Origin of the sequence: Staphylococcus sp. HMSC14D10 (genome assembly GCF_001808125.1) — a bacterium.
GTDB classification, from domain to species: domain Bacteria; phylum Bacillota; class Bacilli; order Staphylococcales; family Staphylococcaceae; genus Staphylococcus; species Staphylococcus haemolyticus.
Map to the genome: position 1 here is coordinate 1 of NZ_KV792262.1, position 20520 is coordinate 20520.

General features: G+C 34.7%; 16 protein-coding genes, 1 tRNA gene and 1 other RNA gene. 4 read left to right on the forward strand and 14 right to left on the reverse strand.

Annotation, left to right across the window (positions count from 1 at the left end; all coding sequences use genetic code 11):
- Positions 1-423: 423 nt before the first annotated feature.
- The 11 genes from recR to gltB form a co-directional block, all read right to left on the reverse strand.
- Positions 424-1020, reverse strand: coding sequence for a recombination mediator RecR (recR, locus tag HMPREF3134_RS08425; RefSeq protein ID WP_070442172.1), 597 nt, complete (start codon positions 1018-1020; stop codon positions 424-426).
- Positions 1021-1026: 6 nt separating this feature from the next.
- Positions 1027-1344, reverse strand: a complete 318-nt coding sequence (locus HMPREF3134_RS08430) for a YbaB/EbfC family nucleoid-associated protein (RefSeq protein WP_001213992.1) — start codon at positions 1342-1344, stop codon at positions 1027-1029.
- Positions 1345-1496: 152 nt separating this feature from the next.
- Positions 1497-3212, reverse strand: coding sequence for a DNA polymerase III subunit gamma/tau (gene dnaX, locus HMPREF3134_RS08435; protein WP_070442174.1), 1716 nt, complete (start codon positions 3210-3212; stop codon positions 1497-1499).
- 68 nt (positions 3213-3280) lie between these two features.
- Positions 3281-3808 (reverse strand): GNAT family N-acetyltransferase, encoded by a 528-nt coding sequence (locus HMPREF3134_RS08440; RefSeq protein WP_070442177.1) that lies wholly within the window; start codon positions 3806-3808, stop codon positions 3281-3283.
- A 306-nt stretch (positions 3809-4114) separates the two neighbouring features.
- Positions 4115-4384, reverse strand: an RNA gene (ffs, locus tag HMPREF3134_RS08445) — signal recognition particle sRNA large type.
- Positions 4385-4474: 90 nt separating this feature from the next.
- Positions 4475-5212: a trehalose operon repressor gene (treR, locus tag HMPREF3134_RS08450; RefSeq protein WP_070442179.1), complete on the reverse strand. Its 738-nt coding sequence runs from the start codon at positions 5210-5212 to the stop codon at positions 4475-4477.
- A gap of 20 nt (positions 5213-5232) precedes the next feature.
- On the reverse strand, positions 5233-6867 hold the full coding sequence (treC, locus tag HMPREF3134_RS08455; protein WP_070442182.1) for an alpha,alpha-phosphotrehalase: 1635 nt from the start codon (positions 6865-6867) through the stop codon (positions 5233-5235).
- A gap of 93 nt (positions 6868-6960) precedes the next feature.
- Positions 6961-8409 (reverse strand): PTS system trehalose-specific EIIBC component, encoded by a 1449-nt coding sequence (gene treP, locus HMPREF3134_RS08460; protein ID WP_070442185.1) that lies wholly within the window; start codon positions 8407-8409, stop codon positions 6961-6963.
- A 198-nt stretch (positions 8410-8607) separates the two neighbouring features.
- Positions 8608-8700 (reverse strand) — tRNA-Ser (locus HMPREF3134_RS08465).
- Between the two features lie 112 nt (positions 8701-8812).
- Positions 8813-10276 (reverse strand): glutamate synthase subunit beta, encoded by a 1464-nt coding sequence (locus HMPREF3134_RS08470; protein WP_053025615.1) that lies wholly within the window; start codon positions 10274-10276, stop codon positions 8813-8815.
- Between the two features lie 18 nt (positions 10277-10294).
- On the reverse strand, positions 10295-14815 hold the full coding sequence (gene gltB, locus HMPREF3134_RS08475) for a glutamate synthase large subunit (protein ID WP_070442186.1): 4521 nt from the start codon (positions 14813-14815) through the stop codon (positions 10295-10297).
- A gap of 163 nt (positions 14816-14978) precedes the next feature.
- Here gltB and gltC point away from each other — a divergent pair, with 163 nt between their 5' ends.
- The 3 genes from gltC (at position 14979) to HMPREF3134_RS08490 (ending at position 17913) form a co-directional block, all read left to right on the forward strand.
- On the forward strand, positions 14979-15866 hold the full coding sequence (gltC, locus tag HMPREF3134_RS08480) for a glutamate biosynthesis transcriptional regulator GltC (RefSeq protein WP_070442188.1): 888 nt from the start codon (positions 14979-14981) through the stop codon (positions 15864-15866).
- Positions 15867-16024: 158 nt separating this feature from the next.
- A complete protein-coding gene (locus HMPREF3134_RS08485) occupies positions 16025-17107 on the forward strand; it encodes a YibE/F family protein (protein ID WP_070442239.1) in 1083 nt (360 codons plus the stop codon).
- Positions 17104-17913 carry a YibE/F family protein gene (locus HMPREF3134_RS08490; protein WP_070442191.1) on the forward strand — a complete coding sequence of 270 codons (810 nt, stop codon included), beginning with the start codon at positions 17104-17106 and terminating at the stop codon, positions 17911-17913. Before HMPREF3134_RS08485 ends, HMPREF3134_RS08490 begins: the two co-directional genes overlap by 4 nt.
- Before the next feature lie 97 nt (positions 17914-18010).
- Here HMPREF3134_RS08490 and HMPREF3134_RS08495 read toward each other — a convergent pair whose 3' ends face one another.
- Both HMPREF3134_RS08495 and HMPREF3134_RS08500 read right to left on the reverse strand, forming a co-directional pair.
- Complete coding sequence (locus tag HMPREF3134_RS08495; RefSeq protein ID WP_070442194.1) at positions 18011-18475, reverse strand: GNAT family N-acetyltransferase; 465 nt, start codon at positions 18473-18475, stop codon at positions 18011-18013.
- Between the two features lie 7 nt (positions 18476-18482).
- Entirely contained in the window at positions 18483-18872 is a 390-nt protein-coding gene (locus HMPREF3134_RS08500; protein ID WP_037552586.1) for an NUDIX hydrolase, read from the reverse strand.
- A gap of 128 nt (positions 18873-19000) precedes the next feature.
- On the opposite strand from HMPREF3134_RS08500, the gene HMPREF3134_RS08505 reads away from it, so the two are divergent.
- Positions 19001-19279 (forward strand): hypothetical protein, encoded by a 279-nt coding sequence (locus HMPREF3134_RS08505; RefSeq protein ID WP_011276795.1) that lies wholly within the window; start codon positions 19001-19003, stop codon positions 19277-19279.
- Between the two features lie 63 nt (positions 19280-19342).
- On the opposite strand, the gene HMPREF3134_RS08510 is transcribed toward HMPREF3134_RS08505, so the two are convergent.
- Positions 19343-20332, reverse strand: coding sequence for a LysM peptidoglycan-binding domain-containing protein (locus HMPREF3134_RS08510; RefSeq protein WP_070442197.1), 990 nt, complete (start codon positions 20330-20332; stop codon positions 19343-19345).
- Positions 20333-20520 lie beyond the last annotated feature (188 nt).

Genomic DNA, 20520 nt, shown 5'->3' on the forward strand with positions numbered 1-20520 from the left:
ATTCAGTTTTCAATGTTCATTTTTATTACCACAAAAATTAATTATACTCGTCATTAACTTTAAAGTCAATAACTTTTTTATTAATTTTTGAAGTGTTTTAATGTTCGTTGATTTGTTTCGCTCAACAAATATATACTATACAGGCTTTCAGTCGTTTTAACAATGGTAAAAATTACACTAACAATAATTAAAAATCTATATAAAACCTTAATAAACGAACTAAATATATATTTAAATAAATTATTGTTCGTATTTAAAAAAGAAATTGGAATGTAATACCCTATATTCAACACTTTATTCACTCAAATAACAAACTTTAAAAAATTTACGATTTTTTAAGATAAATTAAAAAATCGCTATTACAAATCGAAATATAACTTTAATAGCTATATTTACTGACAATTTGTAAATAGCGATCCTATTTTACATTTCTGTTCTTCCAGCTATTGCTTTAGATAAAGTAACTTCATCTGCATATTCTAAATCTCCACCTACTGAAAGTCCTTGAGCTAATCTAGTTACTTTAATTCCAATAGGTTTCACTAATCTAGATATATACATTGCTGTTGATTCACCTTCTAAATTAGGATTCATTGCCAATATTAATTCTTTAACCTCTTCATCTTTTAATCTATCTATTAAAGTTGGGATATTAATATCTTCAGGCCCAATGCCATCCATCGGGGAGATAGATCCATGCAATACATGATAGAGACCTTTGTATTCTCTCATCTTCTCCATTGCAATAACATCTTTATCATCTTCGACCACACATATAACTGAACGGTCACGTTGCTTATCTTCGCAAATATAGCAAGGGTCGTTTTCAGTTATATGTCCACATACACTACAATAGGTAAGCTCACGTTTAACATCTACCAATGCTTTAGCAAATTGGACTACATCGTCTTCTTTCATATCTAAAGTATGAAATGACAGACGTTGAGCCGTCTTGGGACCAATGCCTGGCAGTTTCATGAAACTATCTATTAATTTAGATATCGGTTCTGGATAATGCATCTATAATTACATTCCCGGAATGTTTAAGCCTTGTGTATGCTTACCTAAACGTTCTTGAGTTAATTCGTCAGCTTTGTTCATCGCTTCATTTGTTGCTGCTAAAACTAAATCCTGTAGCATTTCAATATCATCTGGATCTACTGCTTCTTCTTTAATTTCAACATCTACAACTTCTTTATGACCAGTAACTGTAACTGCTACCATGCCACCACCAGCTGTACCTACAATGCGTTCTTCTTTTAATTTTTCTTGTTCTTGAGCCATTTTCTTTTGCATTTTTTGCATTTGTTTCATCATTTGTTGCATATTTCCGCCACCGCGCATAATATCATTTCCTCCTTGAATGTATCGACATTATCTTTTAATTTATATTTTATTATACATACGTTTATATTTATTGTCATGTATCTCTGTTTCATGACCCATTTCGACAATTCACTAACTAAAGTAAGTTCATTCTATTCATAAAATAAATTCTATTCTTCGTCTATTAAATGAACTGTTTCTTCTCCAAATAAATCACGTGCTTTCTGTGCTACATCAGTGTCTTGTTGCTCTTCTCTATCATCAGATGGCGTTTGATGTTCTTCTTTATCATACTGTTTTCTATTATTAATATATTCTGTTCGCACTCTCATCCATTGATCTGAAGGGACCCCAACTACTTCAACATTCTTATTGATGATATTTCTTACTACATTTTCAATGCTAGTTCTTTTCTCATCATCTCTATTCACAATTTCACAGTGAATTTCTTCATCAAATTGAATTAATACTCGTTTTTCACTAGCAGCTACAGGAATTGAGTTTTGTAATAAACTTACTAATGATTTTTTATCATTCTTTTTCGCATAATCTACTACTTCTAGCCAATGTTTCTTCAATAATTGAATATCTTCTTTATTTGCTTCATCTAATACCTTAGCAATATTTGTCATTGAAAATGTGCCTTTATTCTGACGTTTACCACGTGTGTTTGCTTGTGATGATTGTTGTTTAGAACTTGCTTGAGCAATACCTTGTGCTTTAAGTGTTTTCAGTTCATTTTCTAATTGTTCCATACGTTGCAATAACACTTCGTTATTAGGTTGTGATGCAACTTGAGTCGTTGCTACATTAGTAACGGTATCAGGTTGTGATTTCACCATTTCAGCAATTTTCACTAATAGTACTTCAAAGTGAACATTTTGATTCACACTAAATCGTATTGAAACTAATGTATCATTAATAATATCAATCATATGATAGAGCATGTCTAAATCAAAATTCATTAACGCATCAAATTCAGCGTGATTATTTACAGTTTTATTCATAATTGTATCACGAACAAAATAAATCATGTCATTTATAAGACGGTTAACTTCTTTTCCTTCAGAAATAAATTGATGATAGCGTGTAAATGCATTTTTAACATTACCATCAACGACATCTTTAAATAATTCATTTAAAGCCGCTTCATCTACACTACCTGTTACGTCTAATGCGTCTTGTAGCGTAAGGTGCTCATCACCAAATGCGATAGCTTGGTCCATGATACTTAATGCATCTCGCATTCCACCTTCAGATGCTTTCGCAATAAACTCAAGTGCTTCATTATCATAATCTAACTGTTGTTCTTCAGCGACAAAGCGTAAACGATCAGTAATTTGTTCAGTACCAATCGCTTTAAAGTCAAAACGTTGTGCACGTGAAATAATTGTAGGCGGGATTTTGTGTGGTTCAGTTGTAGCAAGGATAAATATGGCATGTGCTGGTGGTTCTTCAAGCGTCTTTAATAGCGCATTAAAAGCCCCAGTTGTTAGCATATGTACCTCGTCAATAATATACACTTTATATTTCGACTCACTAGGTGCATACTTCACTTTATCTCTAATATTTCGAATCTCATCTACACCATTATTACTCGCAGCATCAATTTCGATAACATCACCATTCGTACCTTGTGTAATGCCTTTACATATCGCACATTCATTACATGGTTCACCGTCTTGAGGATTTAAACAGTTTATCGCTTTAGCAAATACTTTAGCAATACTAGTTTTACCAGTCCCACGAGGCCCACTAAAGATATAGGCATGAGACTGTTTACCTTTGGAAATGGCGTTACGTAACGTCTTAGTTACATGTTCTTGACCCACAACATCTTGGAAACTTTGGGGTCTAAACATTCGATACAAAGCTTGATAATTCACATCCGCACCTCCGTTAACAATTACTCTACATTATATCACGCATTATCATCTAAGTTTCAATGAATTTATTAAGTCATATCAGCATCTTGAACAATGCCATGGGGGTATTCATCCAGTTGATCCCATAAGAATTTCACACGCAAAGCGGATGGATTGGTTTCTTTTGAAAAAATATTATGTTTGTCCGCCGGTTCATAACCTACTTCTTCGAAATATGCCGGGCAACATCCCACAACAATAGTCGTATAATGTTGAGATTTAGCACGTTCTTCAACAGCTTGAACTAAAGCTTTACCTAATCCCTCATTACGATATGGTTTATCTACTATAAGAGAAGCTAATTCCAAAGCTTTGTACCGTTGATCATCCGCCTTTAGGTTAATTTCACTGAGCATGATGTGCCCTATAATATCGCCAGCTTCATTTTTTGCAATCACTTCAAGTTCATAATTATAGTTTAATGCTCTGCGTAATCTTGAAATGAGTTCTCTTTGCTTTTGACCAACACCTTGACCTTTGTCATCGTAACTTGATTCAATCTTATTTAATGTTTCAATATAATCCATTTCAGTTAATGTACTTAAGAACAGTCGCATAATGACACCCCTTTGATTAGTCCGAGCGGTCCCCATTTTATATTCGAACAAACCACTTTCCCATTTTATACTCATTCATACATATTCTATACAAAAAACGAGCCTGGGACAAAATCAATGTCTCAGGCTACAATTATATATTGGCAGTAGTTGACTGAATTAAAACTACACTTATAACAAGCATTTTTAATTTTAGTCAATCTTGCCAGGGCAGGACAATGAATTCATAAAAATTCCTGTCCTACTCCTCACTTAAATTTATATTTAAAATTTTATTTGTCTCGGTTAGTTTAAAATATTAAAAAACCGTACACCTTCGAATCGAGTGTGTATCACAAACGTTACCGAAGTCGACAGCTAAATCTCGGCTACCCTACGGCACATATGAGGATCCACTTAATGCTGCTTCCGTCAGGACCTGACATGATTCATGGGTTCATATTGCATAGGACCGAAATCTTCAAACACTACGTGCTTCGGGCAGACTTCACAAAAACACACCCTCAACAAAGGAATTAAGTCTCGCATAAAGCGGATTTCGAGTACAGGGAACCGCTACCTCCCCACCTAGCACGGTAAGTTTTATAATACTATAAACTTTCTTCAGATTGCAAGCGTAAAGTTTCAATTAGTAATTCAATGAATCGAAACCAGTACAATTTCATCTTATAATTTGTGTCGTCTTGAAAATTCTTGGAATTTAAACTCTGTCGCTAAATGCTTCGACACATTGTATTGGAATGGCATCGTATTATTTAAATAAACGACACTTCTCACTGTTGCGGTATATGGCGGTTGTATTTTCCCAAAAACATCATATTCTCTTTCAGTAAAAGGCTCAAAGGTAATCGACTTACTTGAATAACTGATATCTAATCCTAATTGCGTTTCTAAGTAATGATATATAGAATCTTTTGCCACTGAATTCGAAATATCGGATACTATTGAAGTTAAAAAGTAATCTTCATCCAAAATTTTGACCTTTTGATTGACATTTCTCGTGCGTACTACATGGATTAGTACATCATCATTACTAATATTCAATTGCTTTTTAACATGAGGAACTGAGTTTGCTTTAACCAATTCGTTAATGAGCACTTCCGTTTCATGCTTGAGACCAAGTTCCTCTTGCACTTCTTTGAAGCTAATCAATTCTGAGAACGGAAACTCCGTGATACCTTGATCTATTACAATGGACCCCTTACCCCTAATTTTTTGAATCATGCCATCATTTGCTAATAAATCTAATGCTTTTCTAACAGTCTCACGTGACGCTCCGTACAGCGTTAATAATTCATGTTCTGAAGGTAGTTGTTGTCCGTATGTATATTCGCCCTCATGTATTCGTTGTTTAAGTTGTTCATATATTGTTATGAATTTTTGTGTTGCGATTTGTTTCTCCATTACATCAACCTATTTACTTTTTATTGAACATTAATCACTACTGCACCAAATGGAGATATTTCACCATTTTCTATTGTACCGCTTTTAATTATCGTCGTCCCCTCACTATTAAGGTCTTCAGGTAATTTTATTGTTTCTTTTGAAAAGTTAGCAACGACTAGCCACGTTTGGTTGTCATAATTTCGACGATAAATGAATAACTGTGGATGTTCCATATACATCGGCTCGATATCACCATACGTGATGATATCGTGTTCATGACGTAATTTGATAAGTTCGCGATACGTGTGTAGTACAGAGGTAGTATCTTCGATTGCCGCTTCTACATTAATGTGTTCTGTATTGTTAGGAATATCAATCCATGGCGTACCTGAAGTGAAACCTGCTTGTTTCTCCGATGTCCATTGAATAGGTGTTCTAGAATTGTCACGTGATTTTTGACCTAAAATTGTTAGAACTTCACTTTCATCAATACCTTGTTGCACTAGATTATCGTAAGCATTACGCGACTCGACATCGCGATATTGCTGAATAGAATCAAAGTGTGGATCTGTCATGCCAATTTCTTCACCTTGATAGATATAAGGTGTTCCTTGCAACATGTGTAATGCGATTGCCAACATTTTAGCACTTGCTTGACGATTCTCTTCTGTAGAATCATCGCCAAAACGAGAAACAACGCGTGGCTGATCATGATTACACCAGAAAATCGCATTCCATCCTCCACCTTCAAATATTCCAATTTGCCAATCCATCAAAATTTCTTTTAATTTTAAAAAGTCTAATTTAGCGTTCGACCACTTTTCTCCATCGACATAATCTACTTTTAAATGATGGAAATTAAAGACACTACTTAACTCTTGTCGATCTGGTCTTGTATAATTGATACAGTTATCAATTGTTGTAGAGGACATTTCTCCTACCGTCATCATATCTTTATCACCAAACGTATGACGATTAAGTTCATGGAGATATTCATGTACACGTGGACCGTCAGTATAAAATTCTTTACCAATTTGTGGTGAATCTTTAAATTCACCTTTTGAAATAAGATTAATTACATCAAAGCGGAAACCATCTACACCAAATTGAATCCAATGATTAACAACCTCATATAAAGATTGTCTAACCTTTTCATTATCCCAATTTAAATCTGCTTGTGTAACATCAAATAAATGTAAATAATATTCATCCGTCTTCTCATCATATTGCCAAGCATTTCCACCAAACTTAGATTCCCAATTAGTTGGAGGGCCATCTTGAGAAGGCTTGAAGTAATAATAATCACGATAAGGGTTATCTTTAGAACTAATCGCTTCTTTAAACCATTGGTGTTCTGTAGATGTATGATTAATAACTATATCTAACATGACTTTTAAATCACGCTTATGCGCTTCGCTTATTAAAGTTTCAAGATCTTCCAATGTACCAAAGCGTTCATTTATTTTTAAATAATTACTAATATCGTACCCATTATCATTCATTGGGGATTCATAAACAGGAGTTAGCCAAATATAATCGACGCCTAAATATTGAATATAGTCCAACTTCTCAATAATGCCATTTATATCACCCTCACCATTACCTGTAGTGTCGTTAAATGATTTAGGATAAATTTGATAAACTACCGATTGCTTCCAATCTTTATGTGCCATAGATAGTCACCTTCCATTTAATTATAGTTTTATATGCATTAAAGACGCTCAAACACTTAACAAGTGAAATTTGAACGTCTTCATTTGTATTAATTATTTCGCTACAGCTTCGTCTGGCGTTGCCACCATTTTTTTAGCTTTAATTGTTGTAAATCTTGCAAAGATGATTGTCAAAATAGCTGGTATCACCATGGCAAGTAATGTGACTGGTATATAAATGAACCAAAATTCACTGTGGATTGATATGAATGCTGGAACACCACCTACACCAACACTGCCTAACACCTTATTAGCGCCAATAATGGCACCTAAAACGCTTGATGTACAAATAGCAGCGAAGAAAGGTACTTTTAACGGTAAGTTTACACCAAACATTGCAGGCTCTGTAACACCTAAAAATGATGATACACCTGAAGTTAATGCTAAACCTTCTTCTTTTACCATTTTACGTCGTTTATAAATAAACCATGCTCCAAAAGCAGCCGAACCTTGGCAAATATTAGAAATCGCAACGATAGGCCATAAATATGTACCACCTAGTTTACTACCCATTAATTGGAAATCTACTGCTAAGAACATATGGTGTAATCCTGTAATAACAAGTGGTGCATAGAAGAAACCATAAAGTGCACCGCCTAACCAACCAGCGTGCTCAAAGACAAATTGTACTGCTCCAGTTATACCTGTACCTACTGCAAGTGCAATCGGACCAATAATAATAAATGCTAAGAAACCTGTTACGAGTAGCGCTACTGGTCCAACAACCAACATTTTAATAGAATCATGAACAACTTTATTTAATGTTTTTTCAATGAGTGATAAGACATAGGCCGCAATTAAAACAGGCAACACTTGACCTTGATAATTTAATTGCTTAATTTCTAAACCAAAAAGATTCCATGTCGGAATATGTCCTTTAGCAATATCGTATTGTGAGACTAATTGTGGATGCATCAAAATAAGCCCTAGTACCAATCCCAAAATAGGACTGCCACCAAACACTTTCATACTACTCCAACCAATTAAAGCTGGTAAGAAGATAAATGCTGTACTTGCAATTACGTTAATAATATTTGATATATCACCTAACTGCGGAAACTGTTCCACAAGTGGTTTAGGACCAAATAAGTCTTTCATGGTAAGTAAATTATTAATCCCCATTAAAAGACCCGCTGTAACTAATGCCGGTAAAATCGGTATAAAAATATCTCCCAATAATTTTATAAGTCGTTGTAACGGATTACCTTTCTTCGATGCAGCAGCTTTTGCATCATCTTTTGACGATTCTTCTACACCCGTTTCTTGAATAAATTGCTTATATACTTCGTCTACAGTACCAGGCCCAATAACAATTTGGTATTGGTTATCCGCTTTAAATTGGCCTTTGACAAGTGCGTTGTCGTCTAGTGCATCTTTGTCGACTTTATTGTCATCTTTTAAAACTAAACGCAATCGAGTAACACAATGTGTTGCAGTGTCAATATTTTCTTTCCCACCAATTGCTTTAACGATGTCCTGCACGTCTTTTCTTTTTACAGCCACACCCTTCACTCCCTTGTTTATAATAACTCAAGTATAACTTGTCTAGACAGGTTATGTAAAGGTTTTCATTATTGTGTGCTAATTTGTGCATTAAATTTATCACTGACTTCGGAGACAATAAAAAAGACAAGTACTCAATATGTTATAAATTGAGTACTTGTCTTTTTTATATTTATTAGTCTTGGATTTTAATTATAATGGCGGAGGAAGAGGGATTCGAACCCCCGCGGCCCGTTAAGGCCCTGTCGGTTTTCAAGACCGATCCCTTCAGCCGGACTTGGGTATTCCTCCAATGAACACAATAAATATCATATACCACGGTTCATCGGAAGTCAATTACTTTTAAGTTTAAAGTGTAAAAATATCCATTTTATTTTCATTACTATCTTATTTTTAAAGTAACTTACACGAATACCTTTTGTTTCAAGAATTTATCGACAGATTGAGCAACAGCACGTCCTTCTTTAATCGCCCAAACTACAAGACTTTGACCTCTTCTCGCATCCCCAGCGGCAAATATTTTTTCTTTATTAGTGCGATAATCTTTATCGTTGGCGATGATTTTATTTTGTTGTGTAGCAATATCAAAAGATTTGGGTACTGTAGGTTCGGTACCTTCGAAGCCTATCGATAAAAGAACAAGATCTGCTGGCCAATGTCTTTCAGTTCCATCTACGACAACCATTCCTTCTGGTGTTTCCTCTAAGATTTGTGTATATACACCACGCACATTACCAATATGATCAACATCATATCGCATAGTTTGAACACCATAAGCGCGAGGCTCTCTACCGAAACGTGCTTCATATTCTTTATGAGCATAATCCATTTTGAAAACAGGTAATGCAAGTGGCCACGACGTATTACTTTCAAACGCAATTTCTTCAGGTGCTTTCGTATATTTATTAAATTGCACAATTGACTTACAATTTTCACGTAAGGCAGTAGCAACACAATCCGCGCCAGTATCACCAGCACCGATGATGATTACATTTTTTCCTTTAGCCGTAATAGTTGGTTCGTCAATTTCACCATTTAGTAATTGAGTCTGCTCGGTTAAATAATCCATAGCAAAGTGAATACCTTGACCCATACGTCCTTCTAATGGCAAGTCACGTGCTTTTTGAGCTCCTGTACATAAGATAATAGCGTCATATGTCTGTTCTAATTCTTCGCGTGAGATATCCACACCAATGTTGGTATTCGTTTTAAATGTAATACCTGCTTCTGTCATCAGTGTAATACGGCGACGCACAACATCCTTATCTAATTTCATATTGGGAATTCCATACATTAATAAACCACCCGCTTCTGCGGCTCTTTCAAACACCGTCACTTGATAACCCATGTAATTGAGCTCTTCAGCTGCAGAGAGGCCTGCAGGACCACTCCCAACAATCGCTACAGATTGTTCTAACCTTTGCTTAGGATATTTAGGTTTAACCCAACCGTTATCATATGCTTCATCAATAATTGTGCGTTCTATTCCTTTAATTGCGACTGATTCACGATTAATCTTCATAACACAAGATTGTTCGCAAGGTGCAGGACAAACACGTCCTGTAAATTCAGGAAAATTATTTGTTTCACTTAAACGTTGATATGCAGCTTTGAAATCCTGGCGATAAACCAAATCATTCCACTCAGGAATATAATTACCAATAGGACAACCAATGGTTTCTCTACCGAAAGGAAGACCTGTTTGACAGAATGGTGTCCCACAATCCATACATCGCGCGCCTTGAACAGACGCCTCATCACGTGAAAAACGTTGTTGAAACGCATCATGATGTTTTAGGCGTTCAACTAAAGACAGTTCAGATAATGATTGTTTTTCATATTTCATAAATCCTTTAAACTCACCCATTACAGACCTCTCCTTTCTTTAGTAAATAACTGCTGGCTGTAATTCTTGTTCAATTGTCTTACGTTCATCATAGAATGCTGCCAGTTTAGCATCATCAAGTTGTGGCAAACGACGACTTTGTAATTCAATTTTTTGCATCATTAGTTCATAATCTTTTGGAATCACTTTAATAACTTTGTCTGCCACATGTTCAAAATCATTTAAAATCGCCGCTGCTTTTGTACTTTGGGTATAACGATAATGTTCCTCTAACATTGTTTTAAGTAACGCTTTCTCCTCTTTGTGTGTCACTCTCTCAAAAGCTAGGGTTGGTAATTGGTTTTTATGTTTGAATAATTCGAGATTACTTGGAAATACGTAACAAACGCCTCCGCTCATACCTTGACCAAAGTTCTTACCTACATCTCCTAAATTGACTACATGTCCTCCAGTCATATATTCCAAACCATGATCACCGATACCTTCTACTACTACATCAACACCACTGTTTCTAATACAAAAACGTTCGCCAGCACTACCATTAATAAAGGCTTTACCTTTTGAAGCACCATAGAAACATACATTCCCAGCAATAATTTCACGTTCGCGTTGTTTATTTGGTGCCTTAATCACAACAGTACCACCAGATAACCCTTTACCAACGTAATCATTTGCATCACCTGTATGTTGTACTAACAATCCTGATGGTGCGAATGCCGCTAAACTTTGTCCAACATGACCATGTGTTTTAGCTACAATTGTCCCCTCTGGTAACCCTTTAATACCGTGACACTGAGTAATATAACTTCCTGTGATAACACCTACATCTCGTTGTTCATTATTAATCACATAATTCCCTTTAAATAATTTTCCATCCTCAATACTTTGTTTAGCATCTTTATATAGGTAATTTAAATCGAAACCTATATCTAAATGATGATTTTGATTAATTTCTTTTGAGTTAGGGCCATCAACTGAATCCAATAACTTATCAATGTCTAATGTTGCTGCTTTTGATTGTTCATCAATTCGACTTGAGCGTTGTAACAAGTCGGTACGTCCAACCAATTCTTCAACTGTTCGTAGTCCTAACGATGCTAAGACCTCTCTTAACTCTTCAGCAATAAAATGCATAAAGTTAACAACGTGGTCAGCCTTACCTCTAAACAACGCTCTTAAATCTTTGTTCTGAGTCGCGATACCTACTGGACATGTATCATTATGACAAACGCGCATCATGATGCACCCTAAAACAACTAATGGTGCAGTCGCGAATCCAAATTCTTCGGCACCTAGTGCACATGCTAATGCAACATCTCTACCTGTCATCAACTTACCATCTGTTTCTAAACGAACACGACTACGTAATTGATTTAATTTCAATGTTTGATGCGTTTCAGCTAAACCAAGTTCCCAAGGTAAACCGGCGTGTTGAATACTCGTCTTAGGAGATGCACCTGTACCACCATCATATCCACTCACGACGATTTTATCTGCAAATGCTTTAGCGACACCCGATGCAATGGTTCCGATACCTGTTTTCGAAACTAATTTAACTGCTACATCAGCGCTTCTGTTTGCATTCTTTAAGTCATGAATTAATTGTCCTAAGTCTTCAATTGAGTAAATATCGTGATGTGGTGGTGGTGAAATCAATCCTATACCTGGCGTTGAACCCCGTGTCTCAGCAATCCAAGGATATACTTTTGAGCCCGGTAACTGTCCTCCTTCTCCTGGCTTAGCACCTTGAGCAACTTTAATTTGTAACTCTTTTGCATGTTGCAAATAATTACTAGTCACACCAAAACGGCCAGAAGCGACTTGCTTGATAGCGCTTGATAACACACTACCGTCTTCTTGGATTTCATAGCGTTTAGGATTTTCTCCACCTTCACCACTATTACTTTTACCACCTAGTTTATTCATAGCTTGTGCTAATGTTTGATGCGCTTCTTCAGAAATAGAACCATAGCTCATTGCCCCCGTATTAAAACGTTTAACAATGGTCTCTACTGACTCAACCTCACTAATATGAATCGGCTGCTGTGCTTTAAATTCTAATAAATCACGTAGATGATCATTTCTCTGATCATGTACAGCATTAGAAAAAGATTTAAACTGTGTATAATCATTCTCACGACATGCATGTTGTAACAAATGAATTGTTGTAGGATTAAACACATGATGTTGACCTTGTTGTCGCCATTGGAAGACACTTCCTGAATCTAGGTACTCATTATGTCTTTGTTGACACATTTTATTTTCAGTATCAATTTGTTGAATGCTTAGCCCTGATAACTTAGACTGTGTTCCAGTGAAATAGTCATCAATCACTTCTTGAGATAGACCAACCGCTTCAAAGATTTGAGCCCCTTGATAACTTTGAACAGTAGAGATACCCATCTTCGCCATCACTTTAATAACACCCTCTGATAACACACGTGTATAAGTTTCAACGTTGTCGGAAACGGCGCCTTCTAAACGATGTGTTTCAGTTAAATGTGCAATAGTATGCTGAGCTAGATATGGAATAACAGCATTTGCACCATAGCCTAATAAGCATGCTACATGATGAACTTCACGCGTTTCTCCAGATAGTGCCACTAAGCTAGTATCCATACGTAGACCTTCTCTGATTAATAACTGATGAATATGACTGATAGCTAATAGCATTGGCATAGCGTAGCGTTGTTCTTTCACTTTACTTTCATCATCATTATCAATAAGTTCACTATCATCAAGAACTAATATAGTATGACCATCTCGAGTAGCTTGTATCGCCGCTTCACCTAGCCTTTCCAATGCCTCTTTAAGGTTATCTTGATATAGTGTAGATAAGTGTTTCACGTTAAACTTACTCTGTTTAATCTTATCTAATTGCGTTAAAGTTAGGACAGGTTTTGCCAGTTGAATACGGTCTAATACTGTTTCATCAGGATGGAACAAATTACCTTCTCCACCTAAATAAGATAACTCACTTGTTACTATCTTTTCGCGATAAGCATCAATAGGTGGGTTAGTTACCTGTGCAAATAATTGTTTAAAGTAATTAAATAGGGACTCTGGTCTTTCATTTAATACCGCAAGTGGCGCATCGTAACCCATAGCACCAATTGGATCTTTCTTACCTATCACTAATTCAGACATATATTTATAGATATCTTCTTTCGTATATCCAAATTGACGCTGCAACTTAAATAATGTCTTATTGTTTAATAAAGGTTGATGATACGTTTGGGCTTCTAAGTTTAGGTCCACTTTGTGGCTTTCCAACCATTCTTTGTAAGGATATTGATTGGCAATTCGAACTTTTAATTCATTATTTTCAACCACTTTATGAGACTCAAAGTCTACAAGTAATAACTTCCCAGGATTGAGCTGTCCTTTATAAGCAACATTGTCTTCATGTACATCTACTACACCCACCTCTGATGAAAAAACAATAAAATTATCTTTTGTAATTGTGTAACGACCTGGTCGTAATCCATTTCGGTCAGTTAATGCACCAATTTTATCTCCATTACAGAATGAAATCATCGTTGGTCCATCCCATGGTTCCATTAAATAGCTATAAAACTCATAGAACGCACGAACATTGGCATCATTTTCTTTGTTGTATAACCACGGTTCAGGTATAAGCAACATCGCTGCTTCTTCGGGTTCCATCGCTAATGATAAAAATTCTAACGCATTATCTACAATCGCTGAATCACTACCATCTTCATCAACAATGTTTTGTATTTTAGTATGTTCTTCGCCAAATAATGTTTGAATTAATTGTCTTTGTCGTGCTCTCATCCAATTAACATTACCTTTAATCGTATTAATTTCACCATTGTGCATCAATAATCGGTTTGGATGCGCACGCTTCCAACTCGGGAACGTATTTGTACTAAACCTTGAATGAACAAGTCCTAGTTTAGATTGATAGTCTTCGTGATTTAAATCTAGATATAGTTTCTTAATTTGATCTGAGCGTAACCAACCTTTATAAACAATTGTCTTATGCGATAAACTTGTGAAATAAAGCCCTAAACCTTGTCGTTCTGCATATTGCTCTATTTGCTTTCTCGCTATATACAATGGTTTAACCGGTGTTTCAATAGATCTAATATCAATAAACACTTGTTGAATGTGTGGCATCGTAGACGCAACATGAGGTGCCACTGCATTAACATCGACAGGCACATCACGATAGCCAATTACCTTTAAACCTTCACTTTGAAAGTAGTCATTGAATTGCGTTTCATGTTTCGTACCTTGAATCTTTTCATTAGAGAAAAAAAGACCTACCGCATAATCTCCCTCGTTAGGTAAGTCTAAATTGACATGAGCTTTAAAAAATTGAAATGGTATTTCGGTCATAATACCGGCACCATCACCTGTTATACCATCTGCGCCAACACCGCCACGATGATCAAGACGACGCAACATTTCAAGTGATTTTTCGATGATATCGTGTGACCTTAAATTATTCATGTTTGCGTAAAACCCAATACCGCATGCATCATGTTCCTCACGGTAATCGTATAATCCTCTTTTTAATTTTTCATCAAACATGATGCCCACTCCTTTTGAGAATTTTCAGAAAATTTACTGTTAATAATAATTAATATAATGTAAAATATTTATCTGAACAATATATTAATTAGATGACTTTATTCTAATAATTAGAATAATTAATACTAATAGGTAAATTTGAAAAGTTGGAAGGGGCATGTATATGGAAATTAAACAATTAAAATATTTTGTAGAAGTAGCACGTAGAGAACACATCTCTGAAGCAGCACTTGAGTTGAACATAGCCCAATCTGCAATAAGTCGGCAAATTACATTATTAGAACAGGAATTGCAAGTAACGTTATTCAATAGACAAGGGAGAAATATTCATTTAACCTCACATGGTAAAGCTTTACTCAATCAAGCTACGCAAATTTTAGAGCAATTAGATGAAACGGTAGCGTTATTTCAACAAACAAATCATAAAAATGCACGTGTTCTGAATATTGGTTTTGAGGAAAGCTATATTTCTCAAATGATTACTGCGATTATCCAAGCATTTGAACGACAATATGATAGCATCATCGTTCCTCATATTATGTCATCATCTGATATTTCCGAGGCACTTTATACTGGCAAAATAGATATTGGCCTAGTTGAAATTAACGCCGAACTTCATAAGAATACTAATCTATCATTAAAACCATTATTTGAGGAAACATATCATATTTATGTACCTAAAGATGACGTCATTGCTTTATCGATCAATCCTCCGCTAACACAATTTGCCAAAACACAACTATTCACTTTAAAACCTTTGGCATCGACAATTGAAAGTCGTTTACAGCACACTTTAAAGCTGCCAGTTAATATAGTTGGTTCTAAATCTTTAGCGAATTATTTACTTAAACATCAACGTGGTTATGTTATCTTGCCAGATTATTTATCTTTAGAAAATGATAAAGATGAATTATGTGATATTTCGTTAGGCCATACAGAATTAAAGCGATCATTTTGCGCCGTCTTTAAAAAGGATAATAAAAAAGTTGATATACTTAATTTATCGAATTTAATACATCAACTTTTAAGCAAAGTATCTACATACCACTAATGTTATAAAGAGGTATTCGATAATTAAATGGATACTATTTGAATAATAATGCTGAAGAGCGTATAATCACTCTGACTTAATTAAGAATAGAATTTGATTTATAAATGAGGGTTAAATTAGTGAATGCACAAAAACGCAACAATTCTAGTCATCGCGTGATGAATCGCATCATAGTTCTAATTGGTGTACTTATTATCGGTGCTTTTATCTTTACGTTTTTCAATGCTAGTTTCTACAATACACCTATCGGTAAAGTTACTCATGTAGAAACAAGTAACGCTCAAAAGATTGTTGATGAGCAACATAATACAGATTTTAAATACAAACAGCATTTAACAATAAAGATATTAAATGGAAAATTTAAAGGCGAATCAACTACGATAGACAATACATATGTTAAATCTCAAGCAGATTCAGAGCACTTTAGCAAAAATAACAAGGTGCTAATGCATATTCAAAATAGTCCTAAAGATGCAACTATCTTAGAGAAAAAACGCGATAGTTTAACTGTAGCAATCGCAGGTATATTTATTATGTCTCTCTTACTAGTAGGACGTAATGTAGGCTTACAATCTATTCTGTCACTCATCTTTAACACTAGTGCTATCTTGATAGCTATTGCAATTCATGATAAACATCCATCTACTAATCTATTCAATTTGATGAGTGTGGCGATTATTTTCTCCACCATTGTCACGTTATTGCTCGTCACTGGTTGGCACATGCGCACTTGGATTACAACAGTCGGTACTTTATTAGGTACATTTTTATGTATTGGTATCACTCAAATTATTATTCAGTTAACCAATGGTGCTGGTATTAAATATGAAACAATGAGTTTTTTAACGCTGCCACCTAAAGATATATTTTTAGCTTCTGTACTTATAGGATCATTAGGTGCAGTGATGGATGTTGCTATTACAATATCAAGCGGTATGTATGAAATATTACAACGTACACCTAACATTTCTTTATCACGTTGGGCTTTAGCAGGTCGTAATATAGGACAAGATATCATGGGTACAATGACGAACATTTTACTTTTCTCTTACTTATCTGGAAGTCTACCGATTTTCTTAATCTATTTAAAAAATGCTAACACATTTACGTATACGATTTCGATGAACTGGTCTTTAGAAATTGTTCGTGCTTTAACTGGTGGTATTGGTATCGTTCTAACGATTCCAATTACAATTAGTTTGATGGTTATGTGGATGAAATGGAAGGGTGTGACAAGATGAATGCAGTCGTCCTACTAGCACTAATTTTATTAAGTTTAATGCTCATTTTTGGCGGTAAAAAAGGCTTAATCTCATACTTAACATTATTCTTAAATTTTATTATCCTGCTAATTAGTATTGTGTTCATCTTATTTGGAACACCTATATACCTAGTTTCACTAGTTTTTTGCATTGTCATTGCCGCATGTAACTTATTTATTTTAAATAGTTATAACATTAAGACCAAAGCAGCTTTTATTGCTACAATAATTACTACCATTCTCTTAATAGTCGGTATTTATCTATCAATAAGTATCGGTCACTTACAAGGCTTTACAACAGAACAACAAGACGAAACATATATTTTTTCAATGAATATCGGTATTGATATGGTTCAATTCTCAGTATTTACAGTCATTTTAGCAGTAATTGCAGCGGTCATCGACTTAACCATAACTATAAGTTCTCCAATGTATGAACTTAATGAAACCAACCCCACCCTTTCACGTAAGGCATTGTTCCAATCAGGCATGCGTGTAGGTAGAGAAATTCTAGCAACTTCTGCCAATACGATATATTTAGCTTATTTTGGTGGTCAATTGACATTATTCTTTTGGTTTTTCCAATTACATTATTCTTTCGGACATATCATTAACTCAAAAATATTTGCTCAAGAATTTATTTCTATCTTACTAGGTGGAATTGCCGTAGCGCTTAGTATCCCGATTACGGCATGGATTACAGCTTTATTAATTAAACATCCTAAATTTAATCAAAAGCATTCTGAAATTTCTTCGCAATCCACGGATCAAAATTTTAAAAATTAACTTATAAAAATATAATAGGTGGGACACAGTTCTCTCAAAAATAGCCAGTAAATGAGTCTTGATAAATTCATTCACTGGCTTGTTTATTTATAAGCATCTATATTTTAAAATTCATAACGTAAACTGGTCGCCCTTCTAAAATTGCATCTCCAGTAATAGAATATTGGGCTTGTTTATATAATCCGATGGCTTTGTCGTTGTCAGTATTCACAGTTAATATTATTTCATTAATGTAAGGAAATGTTGACTTTATATAGCTTGGTAGTTGTTGAATCACTGCTTTTCCAAGACCTTGACCACGATATCGTGCATCCACACTAAATGAACGGAAAAATATAGCTTTATTATTGTCACTATATGATTTAACACCCTGACCTTCATGTAAAGTAAAGAATCCTACACATTGATTATCCCTCATAACAAGAGTCGGGTGACGCTCGTCGTCTCCTTTAGCTAAATCAATATTATGGATAGGTGTCCGAGTGAATTTTCTATCTTCTGGTAATATTTCAAATACATCTAATAACGGGTAATCTTGAATTGAATATGGTCGAATTTCCATGATGCCCCTACTTTCTCTCTGAAAATGTTTCAATCCACTTTATAACAGCGGGTGCTATTAACATTGTTTCAGATTTATCGAACCAACGTATATCAGTAATTTCATTGTCAATTTCAACGTTATTCCAGTCAATTTCTTGTTGAAGTTTAAATCCATTTAGTTCTGTTAGCATGTTCGTTTGCGGGTATGCATCTCCTATGACCGTTCCAATATATGTGAAATCCTCTTGTGGAAACTCTAATTGTAGTTCCTCTTTTACTTCCCTTTGTATCGCTTCTAATTGCGTTTCACCTTCATCAATTTTACCACCCGGGAAATAATACTTCTCTCTATTTCTTACTTGTACTAATAAGATTTGGTTCTCTGTTTCCTCCACTAAACAAACACACTTTATCATATAATCACACCTTTTTAACGAAATGTTTTGTACTTCAAAAATATATGTTATTTTAGTATGATGTTAACATATAATAATATACTAAATGATTATTTGATGACATTTAGATATTTCGGAGGGTATTATTCATGGCAAAAAAATCAAAATTAACGCGCGTTTCAAATTTAGTTAGTACAGCAGGCTTTATCGTAGATGGTTATAACGGTATTAAATTCGACGCGAAAAATAAAAATCTAGTTTATTTATCTTTAGGCCTAAGCACTGTAGGCACACTCTTAGATTTCGTAGTATCAATGAAATCTCCTTACAAATTCCGTAAGCTAACGTCATTCGTATCATTCATTATTAATGTTACACGTTTAGCTTCAAGCTTTAGAAAAGTTAAAGAAGACTATAATTTCCAATAAGATAAAAAAGCTAATCAAAAGAAGTAAAGTATACTTCATTTTGATTAGCTTTTTTTTGATAAATTAATGAATAAATTTATAATTGCGTACTTGATAAGCAGGGATTGTACGATATGTTAAAATACCTGGACTCGCACTAAAGTTCATTTCTGAAACTAAAATACTACCATTGCTATTAACACGTTCTACAAATGCTACATGACCATAATAACCGGCATCTGATTGTGCAATTGAACCTACTGTTGGGTTACCATCAATACGATACCCATCTCTAGCTGCAGCATTATCCCAGTTATTAGCATTCCACCAATAAGTACTAATACCTTTTCCAATAGCAGCACGACGATTAAACACATGCCATGTACATTGTCCCCAATCATATAAATTTCTATGATTAAATACTGGTGATGAATAATACGTTGATTGTGCTGAACGCGTTGAGTAAGTGTTTGAAGAAGCTGAACCACTAATTCTTAATTTTTGACCAGGATAAATAAAGAAATTATTTAATCCATTTAATCTCATAATATGTTGATATGTTGTACCATATCGGCTAGCAATAGATGATAGTGAATCCCCATAACGTACTGTATAAGTACTTGATGAACCACCACTATTTGAATTATAACTTGAGTGTGAATTTGAACTTACAGACCCAGATACTTTTAATTGTTGACCAGGGAAAATTAAAAAGCTATTTAATCCATTTAAATTCATAATATGACGATATGTTGTACCATATCGACTAGCGATAGATGATAAACTATCCCCTGCTCTAACAGTATATGTACTACTTGAATTACCGTAATTTGAACGACTTGAATAATTAGAAGATCCCGAAACTTTTAATACTTGGTTTGGAAAAATAAGATTTGATGATAAACCATTTAATGATTTTAATTTAGATACAGTGATACCATAATGGTGTGAAATAGACCATAAAGATTCACCACTTCGAACTGTGTGCGTTGTTGATGCTTCAGCTTGATGAGCAAATAATGTACTAAGTGCTCCTGTCCCTAATACTGCTGTTGCTAGAATTTTTTTATTCATACAAAGCGCCTCCTTAATCTTATGCTTGTTCATTGGGTTACTTACCACTTACTTCTAGTTGTACCAGACACTCATCTGTATTAAATCTTTATTACATACTTCTTTCTTTTATCCGTTCAAGTAGTGTACTTATACTAAATTAATACAATTCGACATGATATTCCATTTCAATTTGATTACATATCTAT

Coding starts and splice junctions, on each gene's coding strand:
- recR (WP_070442172.1), bottom strand. CDS start 1,020: ATGCATTATCCAGAACCGATATCTAAATTAATAGATAGTTTCATGAAA.
- HMPREF3134_RS08430 (WP_001213992.1), bottom strand. CDS start 1,344: ATGCGCGGTGGCGGAAATATGCAACAAATGATGAAACAAATGCAAAAA.
- HMPREF3134_RS08440 (WP_070442177.1), bottom strand. CDS start 3,808: ATGCGACTGTTCTTAAGTACATTAACTGAAATGGATTATATTGAAACA.
- treR (WP_070442179.1), bottom strand. CDS start 5,212: ATGGAGAAACAAATCGCAACACAAAAATTCATAACAATATATGAACAA.
- treC (WP_070442182.1), bottom strand. CDS start 6,867: ATGGCACATAAAGATTGGAAGCAATCGGTAGTTTATCAAATTTATCCT.
- HMPREF3134_RS08470 (WP_053025615.1), bottom strand. CDS start 10,276: ATGGGTGAGTTTAAAGGATTTATGAAATATGAAAAACAATCATTATCT.
- gltB (WP_070442186.1), bottom strand. CDS start 14,815: ATGTTTGATGAAAAATTAAAAAGAGGATTATACGATTACCGTGAGGAA.
- gltC (WP_070442188.1), top strand. CDS start 14,979: ATGGAAATTAAACAATTAAAATATTTTGTAGAAGTAGCACGTAGAGAA.
- HMPREF3134_RS08485 (WP_070442239.1), top strand. CDS start 16,025: ATGAATCGCATCATAGTTCTAATTGGTGTACTTATTATCGGTGCTTTT.
- HMPREF3134_RS08490 (WP_070442191.1), top strand. CDS start 17,104: ATGAATGCAGTCGTCCTACTAGCACTAATTTTATTAAGTTTAATGCTC.
- HMPREF3134_RS08495 (WP_070442194.1), bottom strand. CDS start 18,475: ATGGAAATTCGACCATATTCAATTCAAGATTACCCGTTATTAGATGTA.
- HMPREF3134_RS08500 (WP_037552586.1), bottom strand. CDS start 18,872: ATGATAAAGTGTGTTTGTTTAGTGGAGGAAACAGAGAACCAAATCTTA.
- HMPREF3134_RS08505 (WP_011276795.1), top strand. CDS start 19,001: ATGGCAAAAAAATCAAAATTAACGCGCGTTTCAAATTTAGTTAGTACA.
- HMPREF3134_RS08510 (WP_070442197.1), bottom strand. CDS start 20,332: ATGAATAAAAAAATTCTAGCAACAGCAGTATTAGGGACAGGAGCACTT.